The sequence below is a fragment of the Thermoactinomyces daqus genome (genome assembly GCF_000763315.1).
In the GTDB taxonomy this organism is placed as follows: Bacteria; Bacillota; Bacilli; order Thermoactinomycetales; family Thermoactinomycetaceae; genus Thermoactinomyces_A; species Thermoactinomyces_A daqus.
In genome coordinates, this window is sequence record NZ_JPST01000048.1 from 1 (window position 1) to 16,456 (window position 16,456).

Genomic DNA, 16,456 nt, shown 5'->3' on the forward strand with positions numbered 1-16,456 from the left:
CTTAATTTATTGAGGGAGGTGTGAGGAAATGGCTAATCAGCATAAAAAGAAGAGTTCAGCAAGTACCATCACCATGATTACGATTTTGGTTCTTTTTCTCGCTGTGGGGATTTACGCGATTGTCGCGCCTTTGCTAAGTGACAAAGAGGATAAGGCGGCTGCGATTACATACACCGGAATGCCGCGGATCGGAAGTGCCCAGGCACCGGTGAAAATCATGGAATTCGGCGACTTTAACTGCCCGGTCTGCAAGCAGTTTCATGATGTGATCTATCCGCAGTTGAAAAAAGAATATATTGATACGGGAAAAGCGCAAATGTATTTTACCAGCCTCGAATTCCTCGGCCCCAATTCCGAGATAACGAGCCAAGCGGCAGAATCCGTTTACCGGCAAAACCCCGACGCTTTTTGGAAATTTTATGACGCTGTTTACTCAAATCAGGGAAAAGAAGATCAGAATTGGGCCACTCCCGACTTTATCGTCTCTTTGATCAAACAGAACATCCCTGAAGTGAACGCGGAACAGGTAAGGAAAGATCTGCAAAATAAAACATATGCGCAGCAGGTGAGAGCCCATAACCAATTTGCGCAAAAATTGGGATTCAATTCGGTTCCGACCATTTTCATCAATGGAAAAATGGTGGAAAATCCCTTTGACTACAACGACCTGAAAAAATTGATCAACGATGAACTGAACCAAAAGTGAGTGGGAAAAAGATGAAGAGGTTGTTAAATACGTACGGTATTTATTTTGCTTGGATAGTGGCGATTGTGGCAACCGGAGGTAGCCTCTTCTTCAGTGAAGTGCTTGGTTTCATCCCCTGTACATTGTGCTGGGTGCAACGAATTTTTATGTACCCGCTGGTGATTCTGCTGGGAATTGCCTCCTATCGCACGGACCGGAATATCATTCCATATGTTTTGCCATTAACCATCATCGGTGGGTGTGTTTCCCTGTATCATTATCTGGAGCAAAAAGTGCCGGCTCTGGCGAAAGTGGCCTCCTGTCAGGTCGGAGTCCCTTGCACCCAGGAGTGGATTAACTGGCTTGGATTTATTACGATTCCGTTTTTGGCGCTCATCGCATTTATCCTGATTACTCTGTTTCTTTCCTTTGCCAGAACAGAAAGCGAATAATTGGGTGATGGGGGTTACCATCTGTCCAACCATCCAACCATTTTCTACATACATTAGTAGTGAACTGGATAAGAAAGGAGACAGATCGGTGCCATGAACAAACCCAAACTCAGGGATAAAAACCGCCAGATTACCCCGGTCCAGGCGTTGGATGCGAACCGCAACAAGCCAAAAACCAAGTTGACCAGCGTCTTTTTCGGCGGGTTTGGTTGGGCTTGGTGGATTGTAATCGCCGTTCTGGTGATTATTTTCTTGTTCTTTATCTTCTGGTGGTGGGGATTTGGCGGATTTGGCTGGGGAGGATTTGGCGGGGGATTTTGGTAAAAGATGGGCGGTATCATTTCTTGAGCCTTGTTCTTTTAAAAGGACGGGCTTTTTTTATTGGTTGAGTTTTGGGAAGAAGTGAGCTCGGCAGCCAGGATTTGAACTCACTTCTTGCTTTTCGCATTCAACTTTTGGGCAGGGAATTGTGCAGGGTTTGGATCATCGCTTTCCGGTCATTGGGGTTGCTGTTTTTCCAGATCACTTCAAAGAGAACCCCGAGCCCGGGCAGCAGTTTTTCCTCACCGCGCTGAATGGAATCAACCACAAGCTCTTGCAGTTCTTGTGTATTCATGGTATGAATGTTGTGGATTACTGCACCGCGAATGTCAAAATTCATCATCTGACCTCCTTTTTTAACTAGGATGTGCGGAAAAAAGGACTTTATCCGGAAATTGGATATGTTAGTTAAGGCTGATCGCAAAAATTGGCAGGCGATGCCGTTGATCGTCAGCGGCTGTGCCGGGAAACATTTTGATATGGCCCGGTGTGAGCACAAGGAGCGGTTTGGTTGTACGAGGGAATGGGCAAGGCCCGGGAGAATTTGAAGAAAAATCATAAAACAGGAAGGAACAAGGCGCAGAAGAATGACAAAAATCCGGTTGATTACTTCACAGGCAAATGAACAGGTGAAACAATGGCAAAAGTTGAAAACAAAAAAAGGGAGATTACAGCAAGGGGCTTTGCTGATCGAGGGCGAACATTTAATGGAGGAAGCGCTTAAGGCCGGAATTCCCTTTTTCGCGGTGCTGCTGGAGCAGGGAAAAACCGGTATCACAGAGCCGCTTCTTCACCGTTTTCCGGAACGGGTTCCCGTCTATGAATTGGCTCCTCCCCTTTTTCGCCGCTTGGTTGAAACGGAAACCCCCCAGGGGATTGCCGCGGTTATTCGTCTTCCCGAGTGGTCGCCGGATGAGCTCTTAGCCCGGCAAAAGCAAGAGGCCACCTATCTGCTCCTCGATGCGATCCAGGATCCGGGCAACTTGGGAACGATCATCCGTACGGCCAAAGCGGCGGGAGTCGATGGGATTCTGCTGGGCAAAGGAACGGTTGATCCTTTTAACTCCAAAGCGGTTCGTGCCGCCATGGGCTCCATCTTTCGCATTCCGCTGGTGCAGGCGGATCTGGCTGAGGCGATTGGTATGCTTGGCGAACAGGGGGTGACGGTCGTGGGGACGACACCGCATGCCGGTGTGTATCATTTCGATTATCCCTATTCCAAACGGGTGGCGATTTTATTGGGCAACGAAGGCCGTGGAGTTCACCCTGATTTGCTGGCCCGTGCCGATGTGCAAGTCAAAATCCCCATGCCAGGGCAAACGGAATCGTTAAATGTCTCCTCTGTGGGAGCGATTCTCCTTTTTGAACGCGTGCGTCAGCAATATCAGCATAAGTAGAGGTTGCTGGCTCGCATATGTTCGCTTATAATAATAAAATAATTTTCAGATGGATAATTATTATATTGGCATGGCGATGATGGAGAGGAGTAAGCAGTACGTCCTTGACCAGGGAGAAAGTGCCGTGACTGGAAGCACTTTCAGGAAACGGCTGCCGAAGTTCGCTCTGGAGCTGTCCTTTGAACCAGACGGAATGTCTACAGTAGAGGGAACCGGTGTTGACCGTTATTTCAGTCCAAGAGGAAAAGGAAGGGACTTTCCCTTTTCTTTTCAACAAGGGTGGTACCGCGGAATCTCTCGTCCCTTATGGGAACGGGATTTTTTTATTTTTTGAATCGCATGTCAGGTCGTGGGCCCCCTGGTTTTACTTAACTTTCAGCCTTGGGATGTGAAAATGCAGCTTTGTGTCCCGGGGTTGTGCCGAAAAAAATGAGAGTTTGATGAGAAAGGAGCGTTTTTCATGCGCGAGCGATTGGAAGCTTTGAGCAGTGAGGCGGCTCTGGCGATTCAACAGGTGACTACGCTGGAAGAATTGCGGGAGCTGAAGGTGAAGTATTTGGGAAAAAAAGGGGAACTGACCGGCGTGTTGCGCGGGATGGGCAGTTTGTCGCCCGAAGAGCGCCCGGTGATCGGGAGTTTGGCCAACGAAATCCGCAATCACCTGGATCAGTTGATAACGGGAAAAGAAGCGGCTTTGCAGGCGGCAGCCCTTGAAGAGCAACTGGCAAAAGAGACAATCGACGTCACGCTTCCGGGCGTGAAACGAAATGTTGGTTCGCTTCATCCCCTTCATTTGATCATTGAAAAAATTGAGGATATTTTTGTCGGCATGGGATTTGAAGTCGCTGAAGGACCCGAAGTGGAAACGGATAAATACAACTTTGAAGCATTGAACATGCCGCAGGAACACCCGGCACGCGACATGCAGGATTCATTCTACATCACGCCGGAACTGCTGCTGCGCACGCACACTTCCTCAGTTCAGGTGAGGACCTTGGAAAAGAAAGAAGGATATGTTCCGGTGCGGATCATCTGCCCGGGCAAAGTGTATCGCCGCGATGACGATGATGCCACCCACTCTCACCAATTTACCCAGATCGAGGGTCTGGTTGTTGACCGCGGGGTTTCGATGAGTGAGCTCAATGGCGTCCTGTTGTCGTTTATTGAAAAAATCTTTGGCGAAGGAACCGAAATGCGCTTGCGCCCGAGCTATTTCCCGTTTACCGAACCAAGCGTGGAAGTGGATATCTATCACCCGGAAAAAGGATGGATCGAAATTCTGGGTGCCGGAATGGTTCATCCGCGCGTCCTGGAAAAAGCGGGGTACAACCCGGAACGCTATTCCGGTTTTGCCTTTGGCATGGGAGTTGAGCGAATTGCCATGCTGAAGTACGACATTGATGATATTCGCCATTTTTACAACAATGATTTGCGTTTCCTGCGTCAATTCAAAACGGTGTGAGAGGAGTGTTCAAGTATCATGCTTGTATCTTATGAATGGCTGTCCCAGTATGTGGATCTGGAAGGCATTACGCCGGAGGATATTGCAGAAGAATTGAACCGTACCGGGATCGAAGTGGAAGTGATCTATACGCGTGATCCCGGAGTCAGCGGTGTGGTCATCGGAGAGGTTTTATCCGTCGAGCCCCATCCCCATGCGGACCGCCTCAAAGTCTGCATGGTGAATGTCGGCAAAGGGCAGATATTGCAAATTGTCTGCGGGGCGAAAAACGTCGCAGCCGGACAACGCGTTCCCGTCGCCCTCGTCGGTGCGAAATTGCCGGGCGGTGTTCATATTAAAAAAGCAGAGTTGCGCGGAATCGAATCGAACGGGATGATCTGCTCAGCGAAGGAACTGGGCTTCCCGGAAAAAGTGCTGATGAAAGAGCAGACGGAAGGAATTCTTGTCCTGGAAAAAGAAGCACCGGTCGGCGGGGATATTAAAGAGTACTTGGGCATGAATGACCAGGTGATCGAATTGCAGCTGACGCCCAATCGTTCCGATTGTCTCGGGATGGTCGGTGTCGCCTATGAAATCGCCGCCATCTTTGACCGGGAACTGCGCCTGCCGATGATTACCGAAACGGCGCCGCAGTATGACTCTCCCGTGAATGTTTACATTGAATCGGAAGAAGACTGCCCGTTTTATGCCGTCCAGGTTGTGCATAATCTGCAGGTGGGCCCGTCCCCGCAGTGGATGCAGAACCGGCTCATCTCTGCCGGAATCCGTCCGATCAACAACATTGTCGACATCACCAACTATGTGATGCTGGAAATGGGGCAGCCGCTTCATGCTTTTGATTATGACCGGATCGGCGGAGGCCAGATTGTGGTCCGGCGCGCACAGGAAGGGGAGCAAATCACCACGCTGGATGGAACGGTGAGAACCTGCGACCCGGAAATGCTTCTGATCACCAATGGGGAAGAGCCGCTGGCCGTTGCCGGTGTAATGGGCGGAGAGTCTTCGGAAGTGACCGGGCAGACCGTTTCCGTCCTCATTGAATCAGCTTTCTTCGACCCGATGCTGGTCCGCCAGGGAGCGCGCAAATTAGCCATGCGCACGGAGGCGAGCGCCCGGTTTGAAAAAGGGGTTGACCCGGAACAAATCGTGCCGGCCCTCAATCGTGCCGTCCAGTTGTTGTGCCAGTTGGCCGGAGGCGTTGCCGGTTCGGAGCCGGTTGTGCACAAAGTGGGTGACATCGATGACATTATTGTCGAATTGAGGCACGAGCGGCTGGTCAACCTGCTGGGAGTGCAAATCAGCCAGCCCGAGGTGTTGGATATTTTCCGCCGCTTGCGTTTCCCTGTACGTATGGATGACGGGCTGTATGAGGTTCAGGTGCCGACCCGACGCCCTGATGTGATGATCGAAGTCGATCTGATTGAAGAAGTGGCGAGGATTTTCGGGTATGATCGGATCCCGACCACTTTGCCGTGGGGACAGCAACCGCCGGGCGGTTTGACCAGGGAGCAAAAATTGCGCCGCACCATCCGCCATACGCTCCGCAACATGGGGCTTCATGAGGTCTTGACCTACAGCTTGACCTCCGAGCAAACGGAAGCGGAAGTGGAATCGCTCGAGCCGCAAGCACGGCCGATTCATTTGGCGATGCCGATGAGCAGCGAGCATGCGATTTTGCGTACGACTTTGCTTCCGCAACTGATTGAAACGGCTGCCTACAATATCAATCGCGGAAATGACCGGGTTTCCATCTTTGAATTGGGCCGGACCTATCTCACGTCAGAAGAGCAATTGGAGCAACTCCCGCTGGAACGCTATGAACTGGCCGGCGTGGTTACGGGCAAAAAAGAGCCGTCCATCTGGAAAGAGAAAGAGCTTCCCGCCGGAGATTTCTATGAAGTGAAAGGGATGCTGGAAGCATTGTTCACCCGTCTCGGCGTTTACGGAGTTGAATTCCGCGCTGCCCGGCCAAAAGGGTTCCACCCCGGCAGAACGGCAGAAATGGTGATCGAGGAGCAGGTGATCGGGATTTTGGGTGAAATCCATCCACAGCTGGCCCGGAAATATGATCTCGAACATCCGGTCGCCTTCCAGATTGATGTGGAAAAACTGCTGTCGGCCATTGATGAAGAAATCATCTATGAACCGATTCCCCGTTATCCGGCAGTAACCCGTGATTTGGCTGTCATCGTTGACGAAAACGTGCCCGTAGGGGAGCTGGAAGAAGGAATTTGGGAAGAGGCTGGAGAACTTCTTAAATCTGTATCCTTGTTTGATGTGTTTACAGGAGAGCAAATTGGGGAAGGAAAGAAAAGTGTAGCCTTTTCATTGGTGTACCGCGCTTCAAACCGAACATTGACCGATGAAGAAGTAAATCGGGTGCATGATTCGGTTGTCGCGTTCCTCTCTTCTGCATTTGGTGCAAAGCTGAGACAATAACATCGAAGGGCTGTCGATTCCTGCCCTGACCGTAACCTTCACTCGGTGAGGGAGGCGCTGCAAAATGAAAAACAAATTGACTGTGGAGATTTACGGTCAGCAGTATCATTTGACCGGAAAAGCGAGCCCTGGTCATATGCGCCAGGTGGCTGGCCATGTTGATGAAAAGATGAGGCAGATCGCCGATAACAATCCGCGTCTGGATGCCACGAAACTGGCTGTTTTGTCTGCCGTCAATATTGCGGATGATTATCTTAAGCTGAAACAAGAATATGATGAAATCATGCATCTGATTGAAGATGAGCAACCTTGAGGAGGACTTGTCATTGAACTTGTTTGATTGGATCTTAATACTCCTTCTCATCGGTGCGTTATTTCAGGGGTATCAGCGGGGGCTGGTATTGCAGCTGGCCTCGCTGATCACCTATTTTGCATCTTTGTGGGTGGCGTACAAATTTACCGATGAGCTGGCACCTGAATTGAGCAAATTGTGGCAGATGCCCGATTCGGTTCATAACGGGTGGCTTTCGCTCCTGCCGATGGAAAAAATGATTTACTCTGCCATGGCATTTTTCCTTTTGTTCGTGGGAACGAAATTCGTTTTGTCCATCGCGGTTTCCGTGATCAATCAAGTGGCGAAATTGCCGGTTCTGTCTCTGTTCAACCGTTCCGGCGGAGTATTGTTCGCTTTTGTAAAAACGTTCGTTGTCATCGTGGTGGTCGTGAATATTCTTCATGTCCTGCCATGGGCACCGGGGCAGAATGCCGTCAAATCATCGGCCCTGGCCCAAACCTGTTTGAAGATCACACCGGATTTGACAAAAGAAGTGCAGAATTTGCTGCATGGTTCCCATCAGACGTGAAAAATCGGGGCTACGGAAAACGTAGCCTCTTTTTTGTGAGGAGCGTGATGCAATGCATAACAAACAAATAGCCGCCGCTTTGCTTGAACTGGCCGACCTGCTGGAAATCAGCGGGGAGAATGCCTTCAAGGTGAATGCCTACCGCCGTGCCTCCCGAACGGTGGAAAACTGCCGGTTTCCGATTGCAAAACAATTGGATCGCCTGGAAGAACTGCCGGGGATTGGAAAAGGGACGGCCGGGGTGATTGAGGAACTGGTTGCCGCCGGATCGATCGGCATGCTTGAAGAGCTGAAAAGCACATTGCCGCCAGGTCTTCCGGAACTTCTCAAACTTCCGGGGCTCGGCCCGCGATCGGTTCACACGCTTTATAAGGAACTGGACATTAAAAACATGGACGAATTGAAAGAAGCGGCGGAAAAGCAAAAAATTCGTTCTCTGCCGGGATTCGGCCCTAAAAAGGAGCAGAAGATCCTGGAGGCGATCGCCCAGGTGCAGAACAGGCCGGAACGCCGTTTGCTGCATGAGGCGCTCTTTGTTGCCAGCCATTTGGCCGAACAGCTCAAGGATGAGGAAGAAGTCCTGCAAATGGAACTGGCGGGGAGCCTCCGCCGGAGAAAAGAGACAATCAAGGATATCGATTTTGTCATCGCCACCGTCTCTCCCGTGGAACTGGGGAGGAAAATCGTCCGCTTGCCCGTCGTGACAGAGATCATCGGTCAGGGAGAAACCAAGGTGAGCGTGCGGGTAAATGTGGAGGGAATCGAGATGGGAGCCGATTTCCGGCTGGTGACACCGGCTCAATTTGCCAGCGCCCTTCATCATTTTACCGGTTCCAAAGAACACAATGTCCGCATTCGCCAACGGGCCAAAAAATATGGCCTGAAAGTGAGCGAATACGGGATTTTTAACAGCGAAACGGATGAAACGATGACGTTTGCCGACGAGCGGGAGTTTTTTGCCGCCCTGGATCTGCCCTGGATCGCCCCGGAACTGCGCGAGGACCGGGGCGAGATGGAGCGGGCTGAGCAGGACAATCTGCCCGGGCTGATCCGTCCGGAAGAGATTCGCGGGGATTTGCATATGCACACCCTGTACAGCGACGGAGCCGACAGCATTAAAAACATGGCGTTGGCAGCCAAGGCGAGAGGATACGAGTATATTGCCATCACCGACCATTCAGTATCGCTGAAAGTGGCCGGCGGGCTGTCGGTGGAGGAATTGATGGAACAGTGGGCGGAGATTGAGCGGATCAATGCCGAACTGGAGGGCATCGTGATATTAAAAGGGGTGGAAATGGATATTTTACCGGATGGGCGTCTTGATTATCCTGATGAAATCCTGGCCCGGATGGATTTTGTCATTGCCTCGATCCACAGCCGGTTTAACCAGGACGAGGAAGCAATGACCAAACGCATCATCCAGGCCATGGAAAATCCGTACGTCAACATGATCGCCCATCCGACGGGGCGCCTTCTCCTGCGGCGCGACCCTTATTCCGTGGATGTCGACCGCATTTTTCAGGCGGCAAAGGAGACAGGCACGATTTTGGAACTGAACAGCAACCCGCACCGCCTCGATTTAAACGACGAGCTTATAAAAAAAGCAAAAGAAGAGTACGGACTCACCTTTGCCATTAACACCGATGCCCATTCCACCGCAGAGCTGGGCAATATCGCCTATGGAGTGGCCACCGCCCGGCGGGGTTGGCTGGAACCGAAAGATGTGCTGAACACGTTGCCGTTACATGAACTCTTGCAACGCTTGAAACAAAAGACAGGGAAATCGAAAGCCGAAAATGGGAAGTAGCTGATCATGTCCCGCTTGGGATGACCCCGGTTAAAAAGGGATGGACGATTTAATGTTGTGTTTTCATGGCAGTCTCACATGTCACTGATCATCGGAAACCGTCCACGGGCGTCGTTCCTTATCAAAGGGTTTCCGTATGATTTGCGGGAAAGGTAAGCATAATAACGGAAAATACCAACCTGGAAAGGGTTGTTTTTCCGTATGCGAAACCGAACTTTTATCAAAATCGCGCTCCTTCTTTTGGCGGTCGTTTTGGTGGCGGTTACCGGCATCCACACGGATCTGTGGGCGCAGACGGCCGCCAAGGCAAATCCGGTTCCAGCCTTTGGCTCCGGGATTTTGAAGCAGGGTTCTTCCGGAAAAGATGTACTGGAACTGCAGGGCCGTTTGAAATTGCTGGGCTACTATACGGGCCCGGTGGATGGCGTGTTTGGTAACCGAACCTACCGGGCCGTCCGTCTGTTCCAGTATGCCTTTGGCATGAAAATCGACGGGATCGTCGGCCCCAAAACGAAACTTCGCCTGTGGAAGGCAACCAAGCATTGGACACCGGAGATGACGAAAGAGAAGCCCAAAGGGCCGGTGCTCAAACGCGGGGCGCGCGGCGGGGGAGTCTGGGAACTGCAAGGGCGACTCGGGTTTCTCGGCTTTTATACAGGGAAAATTGACGGTGTTTACGGCAATCGGACTTATCACGCCGTTCGCCTGTTTCAATACCGTTTTGGGATGAAAATCGACGGGATCGCCGGTCCGGAAACGATGGCGAAGCTGCGCAAGGCAACCAGGAACTATGCTCCGAAAAAAGCCAGGAAAGCGTTCACGCTGCCCAAAAGCAGTCACGGATTTAGTAAGAGCGACATCAATCTGTTGGCACGGGCCGTTTACGCCGAAGGCCGGGGCGAGCCTTATGTCGGCCAGGTGGCGATTGCCGCGGTTATTTTAAACCGGGTTGACAGCTCCCAATTTCCCAATACGGTTCCGGGGATTATTTATCAGCCGTTGGCATTTGAGTCAGTGGCTGACGGGCAGATCTGGATGGAACCGGATGAAACCGCACGCAAGGCTGTAATGGATGCGATCAATGGCTGGGATCCCTCGGGCGGAGCTTTGTATTATTTCAACCCTGCTCGTTCCACATCCAAATGGATTTGGAGCCGGCCGATCATCAAGAGAATCGGAAAACATGTCTTCTGCAAATAACCGAATCCTTCCCGCAGGGATTCGGTTTTTCCGTTTGCAGTCGTGCTATAATAGAAAGGGATTTTTTTATTAAAGAGGAGATGTCGGCGTGGAACAATGGACGCTGAATTCGTTGGAATATGATGAAGTAAAAGAGATTGTTAAAAGCCATGCGGCGACGAGCCTCGGCAAGGCAAAAGTCGAGGCGATGGTTCCCTCGGATCAATGGGAAGAAGTGAAGTGCCGTTTGGCGGAGACGCAGGAGGGGATGGATCTTCTCCGTTTAAAAGGGGATATTCCGCTCGGCGGTGTGCGCGACATTCGTGCCAGTTTGCGCCGTGCGGCTCTGGGCGGATTGTTGAATGAAGCGGAGTGCCTGGAGATTGCCAGCACGGTTTCCGCCGGAAGAAAAGTGAAGTCGCTGTTGCGGCAACTGGAAGAGGAAACGGCCGAACTCCCTTTGCTCAGGGAACTGACGGAGAGCATAGAAAGCTTGGATCATTTGGAAAAGGAAATCCTCGCCTGCATTGATGATCAGGGGATGGTGAAGGATCAGGCCAGCCCGGAGTTGCGGAGAATCCGTCAGCAGATGGGGGACGTGCGCGGGCAAATTCAGTCGACGTTAAATAACATGATCCGAAGTGCCCACTATCAGAAAATGATGCAGGAACCGATCATCACTCAGCGCTTTGATCGCTATGTGATTCCGGTGAAGCAGGAGTACCGGGCGCAATTTGGCGGGATTATCCATGATCAATCAGCTTCCGGAGCCACGCTGTTCATTGAGCCGGAAGCGGTGGTGAAATTGAACAACCGCTTGCGTGAACTGGAGTTGTCGGAGCAGAAAGAAGTGGATCGCGTGCTCGGTCTCCTGACAGCCAAGGTGCAGGAAGAGGCTGAGCATCTGCAGGCGAATGTGGCCGCCCTGGCTGAACTTGACTTGATCGCGGCCCGGGCCCGGTTCGGTTATCAGATGAAAGCGGTCTGTCCGCAGCTTTCGACCGATCAGACGTTGCGCCTGAAAAAAGCGCGCCACCCCTTGATTTCGCCGGAAGAGGTCGTTCCGATCGATATTGAGATGGGGAAACGATACCGGTCTGTCATCATTACGGGACCGAACACCGGCGGGAAAACAGTGACGCTGAAAACGGTAGGCTTGTTTGCGCTGATGGTGCAGTCGGGAATTCCGATTCCGGCGGAAGAAGAGAGCACGATGCCCGTCTTCAGCGGAGTATTTGCCGATATCGGAGACGAACAAAGCATTGAGCAAAGCTTGAGCACCTTTTCGGGACACCTGCGGAATATTATCCGCATTTTAAAGCGAATCGATGAGGGAAGTTTGGTCTTATTTGACGAACTGGGAGCAGGGACCGACCCGACCGAAGGGGCTGCACTGGCCATTGCCATTCTGGAGCATGTCATTTCCCGTGGCTCTTTGGTCATTGCCACCACCCATTACAGCGAATTGAAATTGTTTGCCCATACGCATCCGCAAGCAGTCAATGCCAGCGTTGAATTTGATGTGGAGACATTGAGGCCGACTTACCGTCTGCTCGTCGGTGTTCCCGGGCGAAGCAATGCGTTTCTGATCTCAAAACGGCTCGGATTGCCGGAAGAATTGATCCAAGTGGCGAAACAGCATCTTTCCAGCGAAGAAAACCGGCTGGAAGAGATGATCAGCAGCCTCACCGCGGAAAGAAAAGCAGCGGAAGAGGAACGGATCAAAGCCGCGGAGTTGCACCGGGAAGCGGAAGCGCTGTATGAGGATATGCGCCGGCAGCTGGATCAGTGGGAAGAAGAGAAGGCGAAAATCAAGGAGAAAGCGCGCATGGAGGCGCGGGAAATCGTGCGCACGGCCCAGCGCGAAGCAGAAGCGGTGTTGAAAGAGTTGCGCGAATGGGCGAAACAGAAACCGCAAGATATCAAGGAACATCAATTGATTGAAGCGAAAAAAAGGCTGGATCAGGCTGTTCCGGACTGGGAGTTGCCCAAAAAAACGAAGAAGGCAGCCGGAAAATCCCGAAAAATCGAGGTCGGTGACGAGGTGACGGTGCTCTCGATCAATCAGACCGGAACAGTGGTGGAAGTGCTGGATAACGATGAATTTCAGGTGCAGATCGGCTTTTTGAAAATGAAAATTCACCGCGACGGCCTCGAGAAGCGGGCGTCAGCCAAACCCGCTCCCGCTGTCAAAATCAAATCAACCGTGAAACGCTCAAGAACCGATGTAAAACCGGAACTTGATTTGCGCGGGAAAATGGTGGAAGAAGCCATCCTGGAAATTGACAGCTATCTGGATAAAGCCCTCCTCGCAGGATATAAACAGGTTTCGCTGATTCACGGGAAAGGGACCGGCGCACTTCGCACCGGCGTACAGGAGTTTTTGCGGAAACATCGCAGTGTGAAAGGATTCCGCCTCGGAGCCCACGGCGAAGGAGGTTCGGGCGTAACCATCGTGGAATTGCGCTGACTACCGGTGAGCAGTGGAGGTTTTCTATGCAATATCTGCCGCGGATTTTAGGAACGATCGCCGTACTGTTTTTTGTGGTCGGACTTGTCTGGTTTCTGCTTTATGCCAGGTGATTTTCGTTTATCATAAAAAAACCAGCCGCCCGGGTTCAAGCGGGGGCTGGTTTTTTTGCGGGCAATTTTTTGGATTAATAATTTACAGCTTTATAAGCATTGATTCTGCCGTAGGTAAAGTAAGTACCCGTGCCGGAGATCCGGTCGGCGGTGTTTTCAATGGCTGCGCGGATTTGCGAATTGCTTCTGCCTTGGGAGGCGAGCAGACCAGCAAGACCAGCCACATGGGGGGTGGCCATCGAAGTGCCGCTCAGGGTTTGATAAGTGCTGCCGAGATAGGTTGAGAAGATGCTGGAGCCGGGAGCGGCAACATCAACCCAGCTGCCGTAGTTGGAGAAATAAGAGAGTCTGTCGGAGGAATCGGTCGATGCTACGGCGATGGCATTGCTGTAGTAAGCCGGGTAGCTCGGAGCAGAAGTGCTTTCATTACCGGCCGCAGCCACGACAACGGCTCCTTTGCTCCAAGCATAGTTCACCGCATTTTGCAAAGTGGAGGTACCGGCAGAACCGCCAAGGCTCAGGCTGATGACTTTTGCTCCTTGATCGGCAGCATATTGGATTCCGTTGGCGACATTGGCCAATGTGCCGCTGCCGTTAGCATCCAGAACACGAACTGCCAGAATGCTCACATTGGGCGCGATACCGGCAATCCCTCTGCTGTTGTTGGTTACAGCGGCGGCAATCCCGGCGCAGTGGGTTCCGTGCCCGTTTTGGTCATAAGGATCAGAATCGTTATTGACAAAGTCATATCCTTTGATCACCTTGCCGCTCAAATCTGGATGGTCGTATTGCACTCCGGTGTCAACGATAGCGATTTTTACGGAGCTGCTGCCTCTGGTGACATCCCAGGCTTGCGGAGCCTGAATTTTTTGCGGGCCCCATTGCTGGCTGCTGAAATAGGTGTCATTCGGAGTCCATTCTGCATGGAAATAGTAGTTTGGTTCTGCATATTGTACATTGGGGTTTGCTTTATATTTTTTGATCATGTCCTGAATGGAGGTATTTTTGTCGAACTTGACAACTTGCCAGCCGTATTTTGATGATTCGACCACTTTTGCTCCAAGCTGGTCACTGAGCGATTCGACGGAAGCGGTATTTACGCCCGGCTTGAATTTGACGATTAACTCCCCGGGAACATAATTTGTCGGATGGGCAGGGCTTGCGAAAATAGACGAAGGAACAATGAGCAGCGCCAACATCAACAAAGCTGCCACTACACTCAAGATGCGTTTCATACGGCACTCTCCTTTTTGATGAATTCAACGCCAATTCCGATCATTCAGCATATAACAGTAAGATACTTTATTCTTATCCGGCAACCCTCCTTTTGCATGATCTATTTATTCATTCTCTTTTCAAATGAAAATTCCTCCCTTATTTCTTAAATAAATTTCAAACTAAACAAAAATAATTCATCATTATAAATGTAGAATTTTGATCCGAATCCGTATATCATATGAAGAGTGGATTGCCAGTTTATTGATTATTTTCCATTAAGAAGGGAAATTTTCTTGATGGCTGATCCTGCGACCGTCGGTGTTCGTTTTCTGAAATTACAGGATGAGAATAGAAGTTATTACCGGTGAAATCAGCTGTTTTTCATTTTTCATTAGTGTTGCAGGATTTTATGAAGAGGTTTTTGAAAGCGATTGGAATTTGTTTTCTGTCATGCAAGGCGGGCAAAAGTCCGGTGGCAGGGGGATGAAAAAAAGAAGCCTTTCCGGGAAAAAGGTTTCGGCATGCGCTCGTTACTTCCTATCCTTTTTATGGCTCAGTCATTGCGGATCTATTTTTAATTTTCTCATTTCGTTTTGCAGATGTGTGAGATAAGCCAGTGTATCCCTCTTTCGCTCGGGGGTATACTTCTCAGGATGGGAATTCATTTCATCCAAAAGGCGCTTGGCGCGGTCAAAACTGGCTTCAAGCAAACGATAGTAACTTTTTTTGGCAGGAATGCCGGCCGAAGTGATCGTGCTCATATATATCGCTCCCTGATTCAGACAGTTCTCACATCTAATATCATACCAAACTTGTTAGGGAATCGTGCTGTTAATAAAACATTCACGAATGCCCGCTGCTTTTTCCGGTTTACAAAGCCGGGGGTTGCGTTATAATGGGCAATGATTATTAGAAGAAGAGTGAGGCCCCATGAAGATTGGATATCGTGTGATCAAAACAGTAATCGGGATGCCTTTGGCGATGGGGTTGGCGGAATGGATGGGACTTCAATTTTATGTTTCCGCCGGCATGCTGACCATCCTCTGTATCCAGCCGACCAAGAAGCGTTCGTACCAAACGGCATGGGAACGGCTGGCGGCATGTTTTATCGCCATGGGCTTGTCGTTTGCCATCTTTGAGACCATCGGCTACCATCTGTTCAGTTTGTCTGTTCTCCTGTTTATCCTGATCCCGTTGCTCGTCTTTCTCAACCTGAAGGATGGGATTACCACCAGCATGGTCATCATTTTGCATTTTTTTCTGTTAAAGAATATCGATCTCAAAACAATTTTTAATGAAACCATGCTCCTGATCATCGGGATCGGAACAGCAGTTTTGGTAAATATGCACATGCCCAATGTCGAGAAGGATCTTGAGCGCATCCGCAAAGAGATTGAGCAGAACTTTAAAACGATTTTAAAGGAATTTGCCAGTTATTTGCGTAACGGCAACAGCGACTGGGACGGAAAAGAGATTACCGAAACATCCGATATGCTCAAACAAGCGAAAGAATTGGCCTTGAAGGATATTGAAAATCGCCTGAACGATGCTAACTACAGTTATTACCGTTACTTTGAAATGCGCGGAAAGCAATTTGAGATTTTGGAGCGGATCGCGCCTACGGTTTCTTCCTTAAACACCTGCTGTGTCCAGGGGTATATCATCGCCCATTTCCTCGATAAACTCTCCGATGCAGTGCACCCGGGGAATACGGCGCATCTCTTTTTGGAAGAGCTTGAACAGATGCGCGCGGAATTTAAAAAGTCCCCTTTGCCCGTCACCCGGGAAGAATTTGAAACGCGCGCTGCTTTGTTGCACTTTCTCAATGAGATGCGACGCTATTTGCTCATCAAGCGGGATCTGCACAAGGAAGCATTAAAACCTTCAGGACGGAAAGGGAAGCCTTTTATGCTGCGGAAACTGTTGCCTCGATGGCTCAAGAGCGGATGAACCAAGCGGGAGCGGAAAAATGCTCCTGCTTTTTTATATAAAAACGGTGGACGCATACGGGTCCGAATAATAAAATATTTTTGAATATGATTAAATTGGG

At 50.5% G+C, this 16,456-nt stretch carries 15 protein-coding genes and 1 other annotated feature; of the genes, 12 read left to right on the forward strand and 3 right to left on the reverse strand.

Features of this window, described 5'->3' with window-relative positions; all coding sequences use genetic code 11:
• The first annotated feature begins 28 nt into the window (after positions 1 to 28).
• From JG50_RS0115730 to JG50_RS0115740, 3 genes are all read left to right on the forward strand, one after another.
• Positions 29 to 706 carry a DsbA family protein gene (locus tag JG50_RS0115730; RefSeq protein WP_033102083.1) on the forward strand — a complete coding sequence of 226 codons (678 nt, stop codon included), beginning with the start codon at positions 29 to 31 and terminating at the stop codon, positions 704 to 706.
• Between the two features lie 11 nt (positions 707 to 717).
• Complete coding sequence (locus JG50_RS0115735) at positions 718 to 1,137, forward strand: disulfide oxidoreductase (RefSeq protein ID WP_033102084.1); 420 nt, start codon at positions 718 to 720, stop codon at positions 1,135 to 1,137.
• A gap of 93 nt (positions 1,138 to 1,230) precedes the next feature.
• Positions 1,231 to 1,461, forward strand: a complete 231-nt coding sequence (locus JG50_RS0115740) for a hypothetical protein (RefSeq protein WP_033102085.1) — start codon at positions 1,231 to 1,233, stop codon at positions 1,459 to 1,461.
• A gap of 124 nt (positions 1,462 to 1,585) precedes the next feature.
• Here the strand turns inward: JG50_RS0115740 and sspI are convergent, their stop codons facing one another.
• The gene (sspI, locus tag JG50_RS0115745; RefSeq protein WP_033102086.1) at positions 1,586 to 1,798 is read right to left on the reverse strand and encodes a small acid-soluble spore protein SspI; all 213 of its coding nucleotides are present in this window, start codon (positions 1,796 to 1,798) and stop codon (positions 1,586 to 1,588) included.
• Between the two features lie 247 nt (positions 1,799 to 2,045).
• Between sspI and JG50_RS0115750 the strand changes: the two genes are divergently transcribed.
• From JG50_RS0115750 to JG50_RS0115790, 8 genes are all read left to right on the forward strand, one after another.
• Positions 2,046 to 2,855, forward strand: coding sequence for a TrmH family RNA methyltransferase (locus tag JG50_RS0115750; RefSeq protein WP_052154400.1), 810 nt, complete (start codon positions 2,046 to 2,048; stop codon positions 2,853 to 2,855).
• 67 nt (positions 2,856 to 2,922) lie between these two features.
• Positions 2,923 to 3,163: a binding site (T-box leader), on the forward strand.
• Positions 3,164 to 3,315: 152 nt separating this feature from the next.
• Positions 3,316 to 4,317, forward strand: a complete 1,002-nt coding sequence (gene pheS / locus JG50_RS0115760) for a phenylalanine--tRNA ligase subunit alpha (protein ID WP_033102088.1) — start codon at positions 3,316 to 3,318, stop codon at positions 4,315 to 4,317.
• Between the two features lie 18 nt (positions 4,318 to 4,335).
• A complete protein-coding gene (gene pheT / locus JG50_RS0115765) occupies positions 4,336 to 6,756 on the forward strand; it encodes a phenylalanine--tRNA ligase subunit beta (RefSeq protein ID WP_033102089.1) in 2,421 nt (806 codons plus the stop codon).
• 64 nt (positions 6,757 to 6,820) lie between these two features.
• Positions 6,821 to 7,069 carry a cell division protein ZapA gene (gene zapA / locus JG50_RS0115770; RefSeq protein WP_033102090.1) on the forward strand — a complete coding sequence of 83 codons (249 nt, stop codon included), beginning with the start codon at positions 6,821 to 6,823 and terminating at the stop codon, positions 7,067 to 7,069.
• A 13-nt stretch (positions 7,070 to 7,082) separates the two neighbouring features.
• Positions 7,083 to 7,619 (forward strand): CvpA family protein, encoded by a 537-nt coding sequence (locus JG50_RS0115775; protein ID WP_033102091.1) that lies wholly within the window; start codon positions 7,083 to 7,085, stop codon positions 7,617 to 7,619.
• Positions 7,620 to 7,671: 52 nt separating this feature from the next.
• Positions 7,672 to 9,426, forward strand: coding sequence for a DNA polymerase/3'-5' exonuclease PolX (polX, locus tag JG50_RS0115780; protein ID WP_033102092.1), 1,755 nt, complete (start codon positions 7,672 to 7,674; stop codon positions 9,424 to 9,426).
• Positions 9,427 to 9,627: 201 nt separating this feature from the next.
• Positions 9,628 to 10,626 (forward strand): spore cortex-lytic enzyme, encoded by a 999-nt coding sequence (sleB, locus tag JG50_RS21135; RefSeq protein WP_038020990.1) that lies wholly within the window; start codon positions 9,628 to 9,630, stop codon positions 10,624 to 10,626.
• 88 nt (positions 10,627 to 10,714) lie between these two features.
• Positions 10,715 to 13,075, forward strand: coding sequence for an endonuclease MutS2 (locus JG50_RS0115790; RefSeq protein ID WP_033102093.1), 2,361 nt, complete (start codon positions 10,715 to 10,717; stop codon positions 13,073 to 13,075).
• A 187-nt stretch (positions 13,076 to 13,262) separates the two neighbouring features.
• On the opposite strand, the gene JG50_RS0115795 is transcribed toward JG50_RS0115790, so the two are convergent.
• On the reverse strand, positions 13,263 to 14,387 hold the full coding sequence (locus tag JG50_RS0115795) for a S8 family peptidase (protein ID WP_370589259.1): 1,125 nt from the start codon (positions 14,385 to 14,387) through the stop codon (positions 13,263 to 13,265).
• A 576-nt stretch (positions 14,388 to 14,963) separates the two neighbouring features.
• The gene (locus JG50_RS0115800) at positions 14,964 to 15,167 is read right to left on the reverse strand and encodes a hypothetical protein (RefSeq protein ID WP_033102095.1); all 204 of its coding nucleotides are present in this window, start codon (positions 15,165 to 15,167) and stop codon (positions 14,964 to 14,966) included.
• A gap of 169 nt (positions 15,168 to 15,336) precedes the next feature.
• Here JG50_RS0115800 and JG50_RS0115805 point away from each other — a divergent pair, with 169 nt between their 5' ends.
• Positions 15,337 to 16,356 (forward strand): aromatic acid exporter family protein, encoded by a 1,020-nt coding sequence (locus JG50_RS0115805; RefSeq protein WP_081943988.1) that lies wholly within the window; start codon positions 15,337 to 15,339, stop codon positions 16,354 to 16,356.
• Positions 16,357 to 16,456: the final 100 nt, after the last annotated feature.

Bases quoted from the DNA above. Each gene is read 5' to 3' on its own strand.
- JG50_RS0115730 (WP_033102083.1), top strand. From the start codon at position 29: ATGGCTAATCAGCATAAAAAGAAGAGTTCAGCAAGTACCATCACCATG.
- JG50_RS0115735 (WP_033102084.1), top strand. From the start codon at position 718: ATGAAGAGGTTGTTAAATACGTACGGTATTTATTTTGCTTGGATAGTG.
- JG50_RS0115740 (WP_033102085.1), top strand. From the start codon at position 1,231: ATGAACAAACCCAAACTCAGGGATAAAAACCGCCAGATTACCCCGGTC.
- sspI (WP_033102086.1), bottom strand. From the start codon at position 1,798: ATGAATTTTGACATTCGCGGTGCAGTAATCCACAACATTCATACCATG.
- JG50_RS0115750 (WP_052154400.1), top strand. From the start codon at position 2,046: ATGACAAAAATCCGGTTGATTACTTCACAGGCAAATGAACAGGTGAAA.
- pheS (WP_033102088.1), top strand. From the start codon at position 3,316: ATGCGCGAGCGATTGGAAGCTTTGAGCAGTGAGGCGGCTCTGGCGATT.
- pheT (WP_033102089.1), top strand. From the start codon at position 4,336: ATGCTTGTATCTTATGAATGGCTGTCCCAGTATGTGGATCTGGAAGGC.
- zapA (WP_033102090.1), top strand. From the start codon at position 6,821: ATGAAAAACAAATTGACTGTGGAGATTTACGGTCAGCAGTATCATTTG.
- polX (WP_033102092.1), top strand. From the start codon at position 7,672: ATGCATAACAAACAAATAGCCGCCGCTTTGCTTGAACTGGCCGACCTG.
- sleB (WP_038020990.1), top strand. From the start codon at position 9,628: ATGCGAAACCGAACTTTTATCAAAATCGCGCTCCTTCTTTTGGCGGTC.
- JG50_RS0115795 (WP_370589259.1), bottom strand. From the start codon at position 14,387: ATGTTGGCGCTGCTCATTGTTCCTTCGTCTATTTTCGCAAGCCCTGCC.
- JG50_RS0115800 (WP_033102095.1), bottom strand. From the start codon at position 15,167: ATGAGCACGATCACTTCGGCCGGCATTCCTGCCAAAAAAAGTTACTAT.
- JG50_RS0115805 (WP_081943988.1), top strand. From the start codon at position 15,337: ATGAAGATTGGATATCGTGTGATCAAAACAGTAATCGGGATGCCTTTG.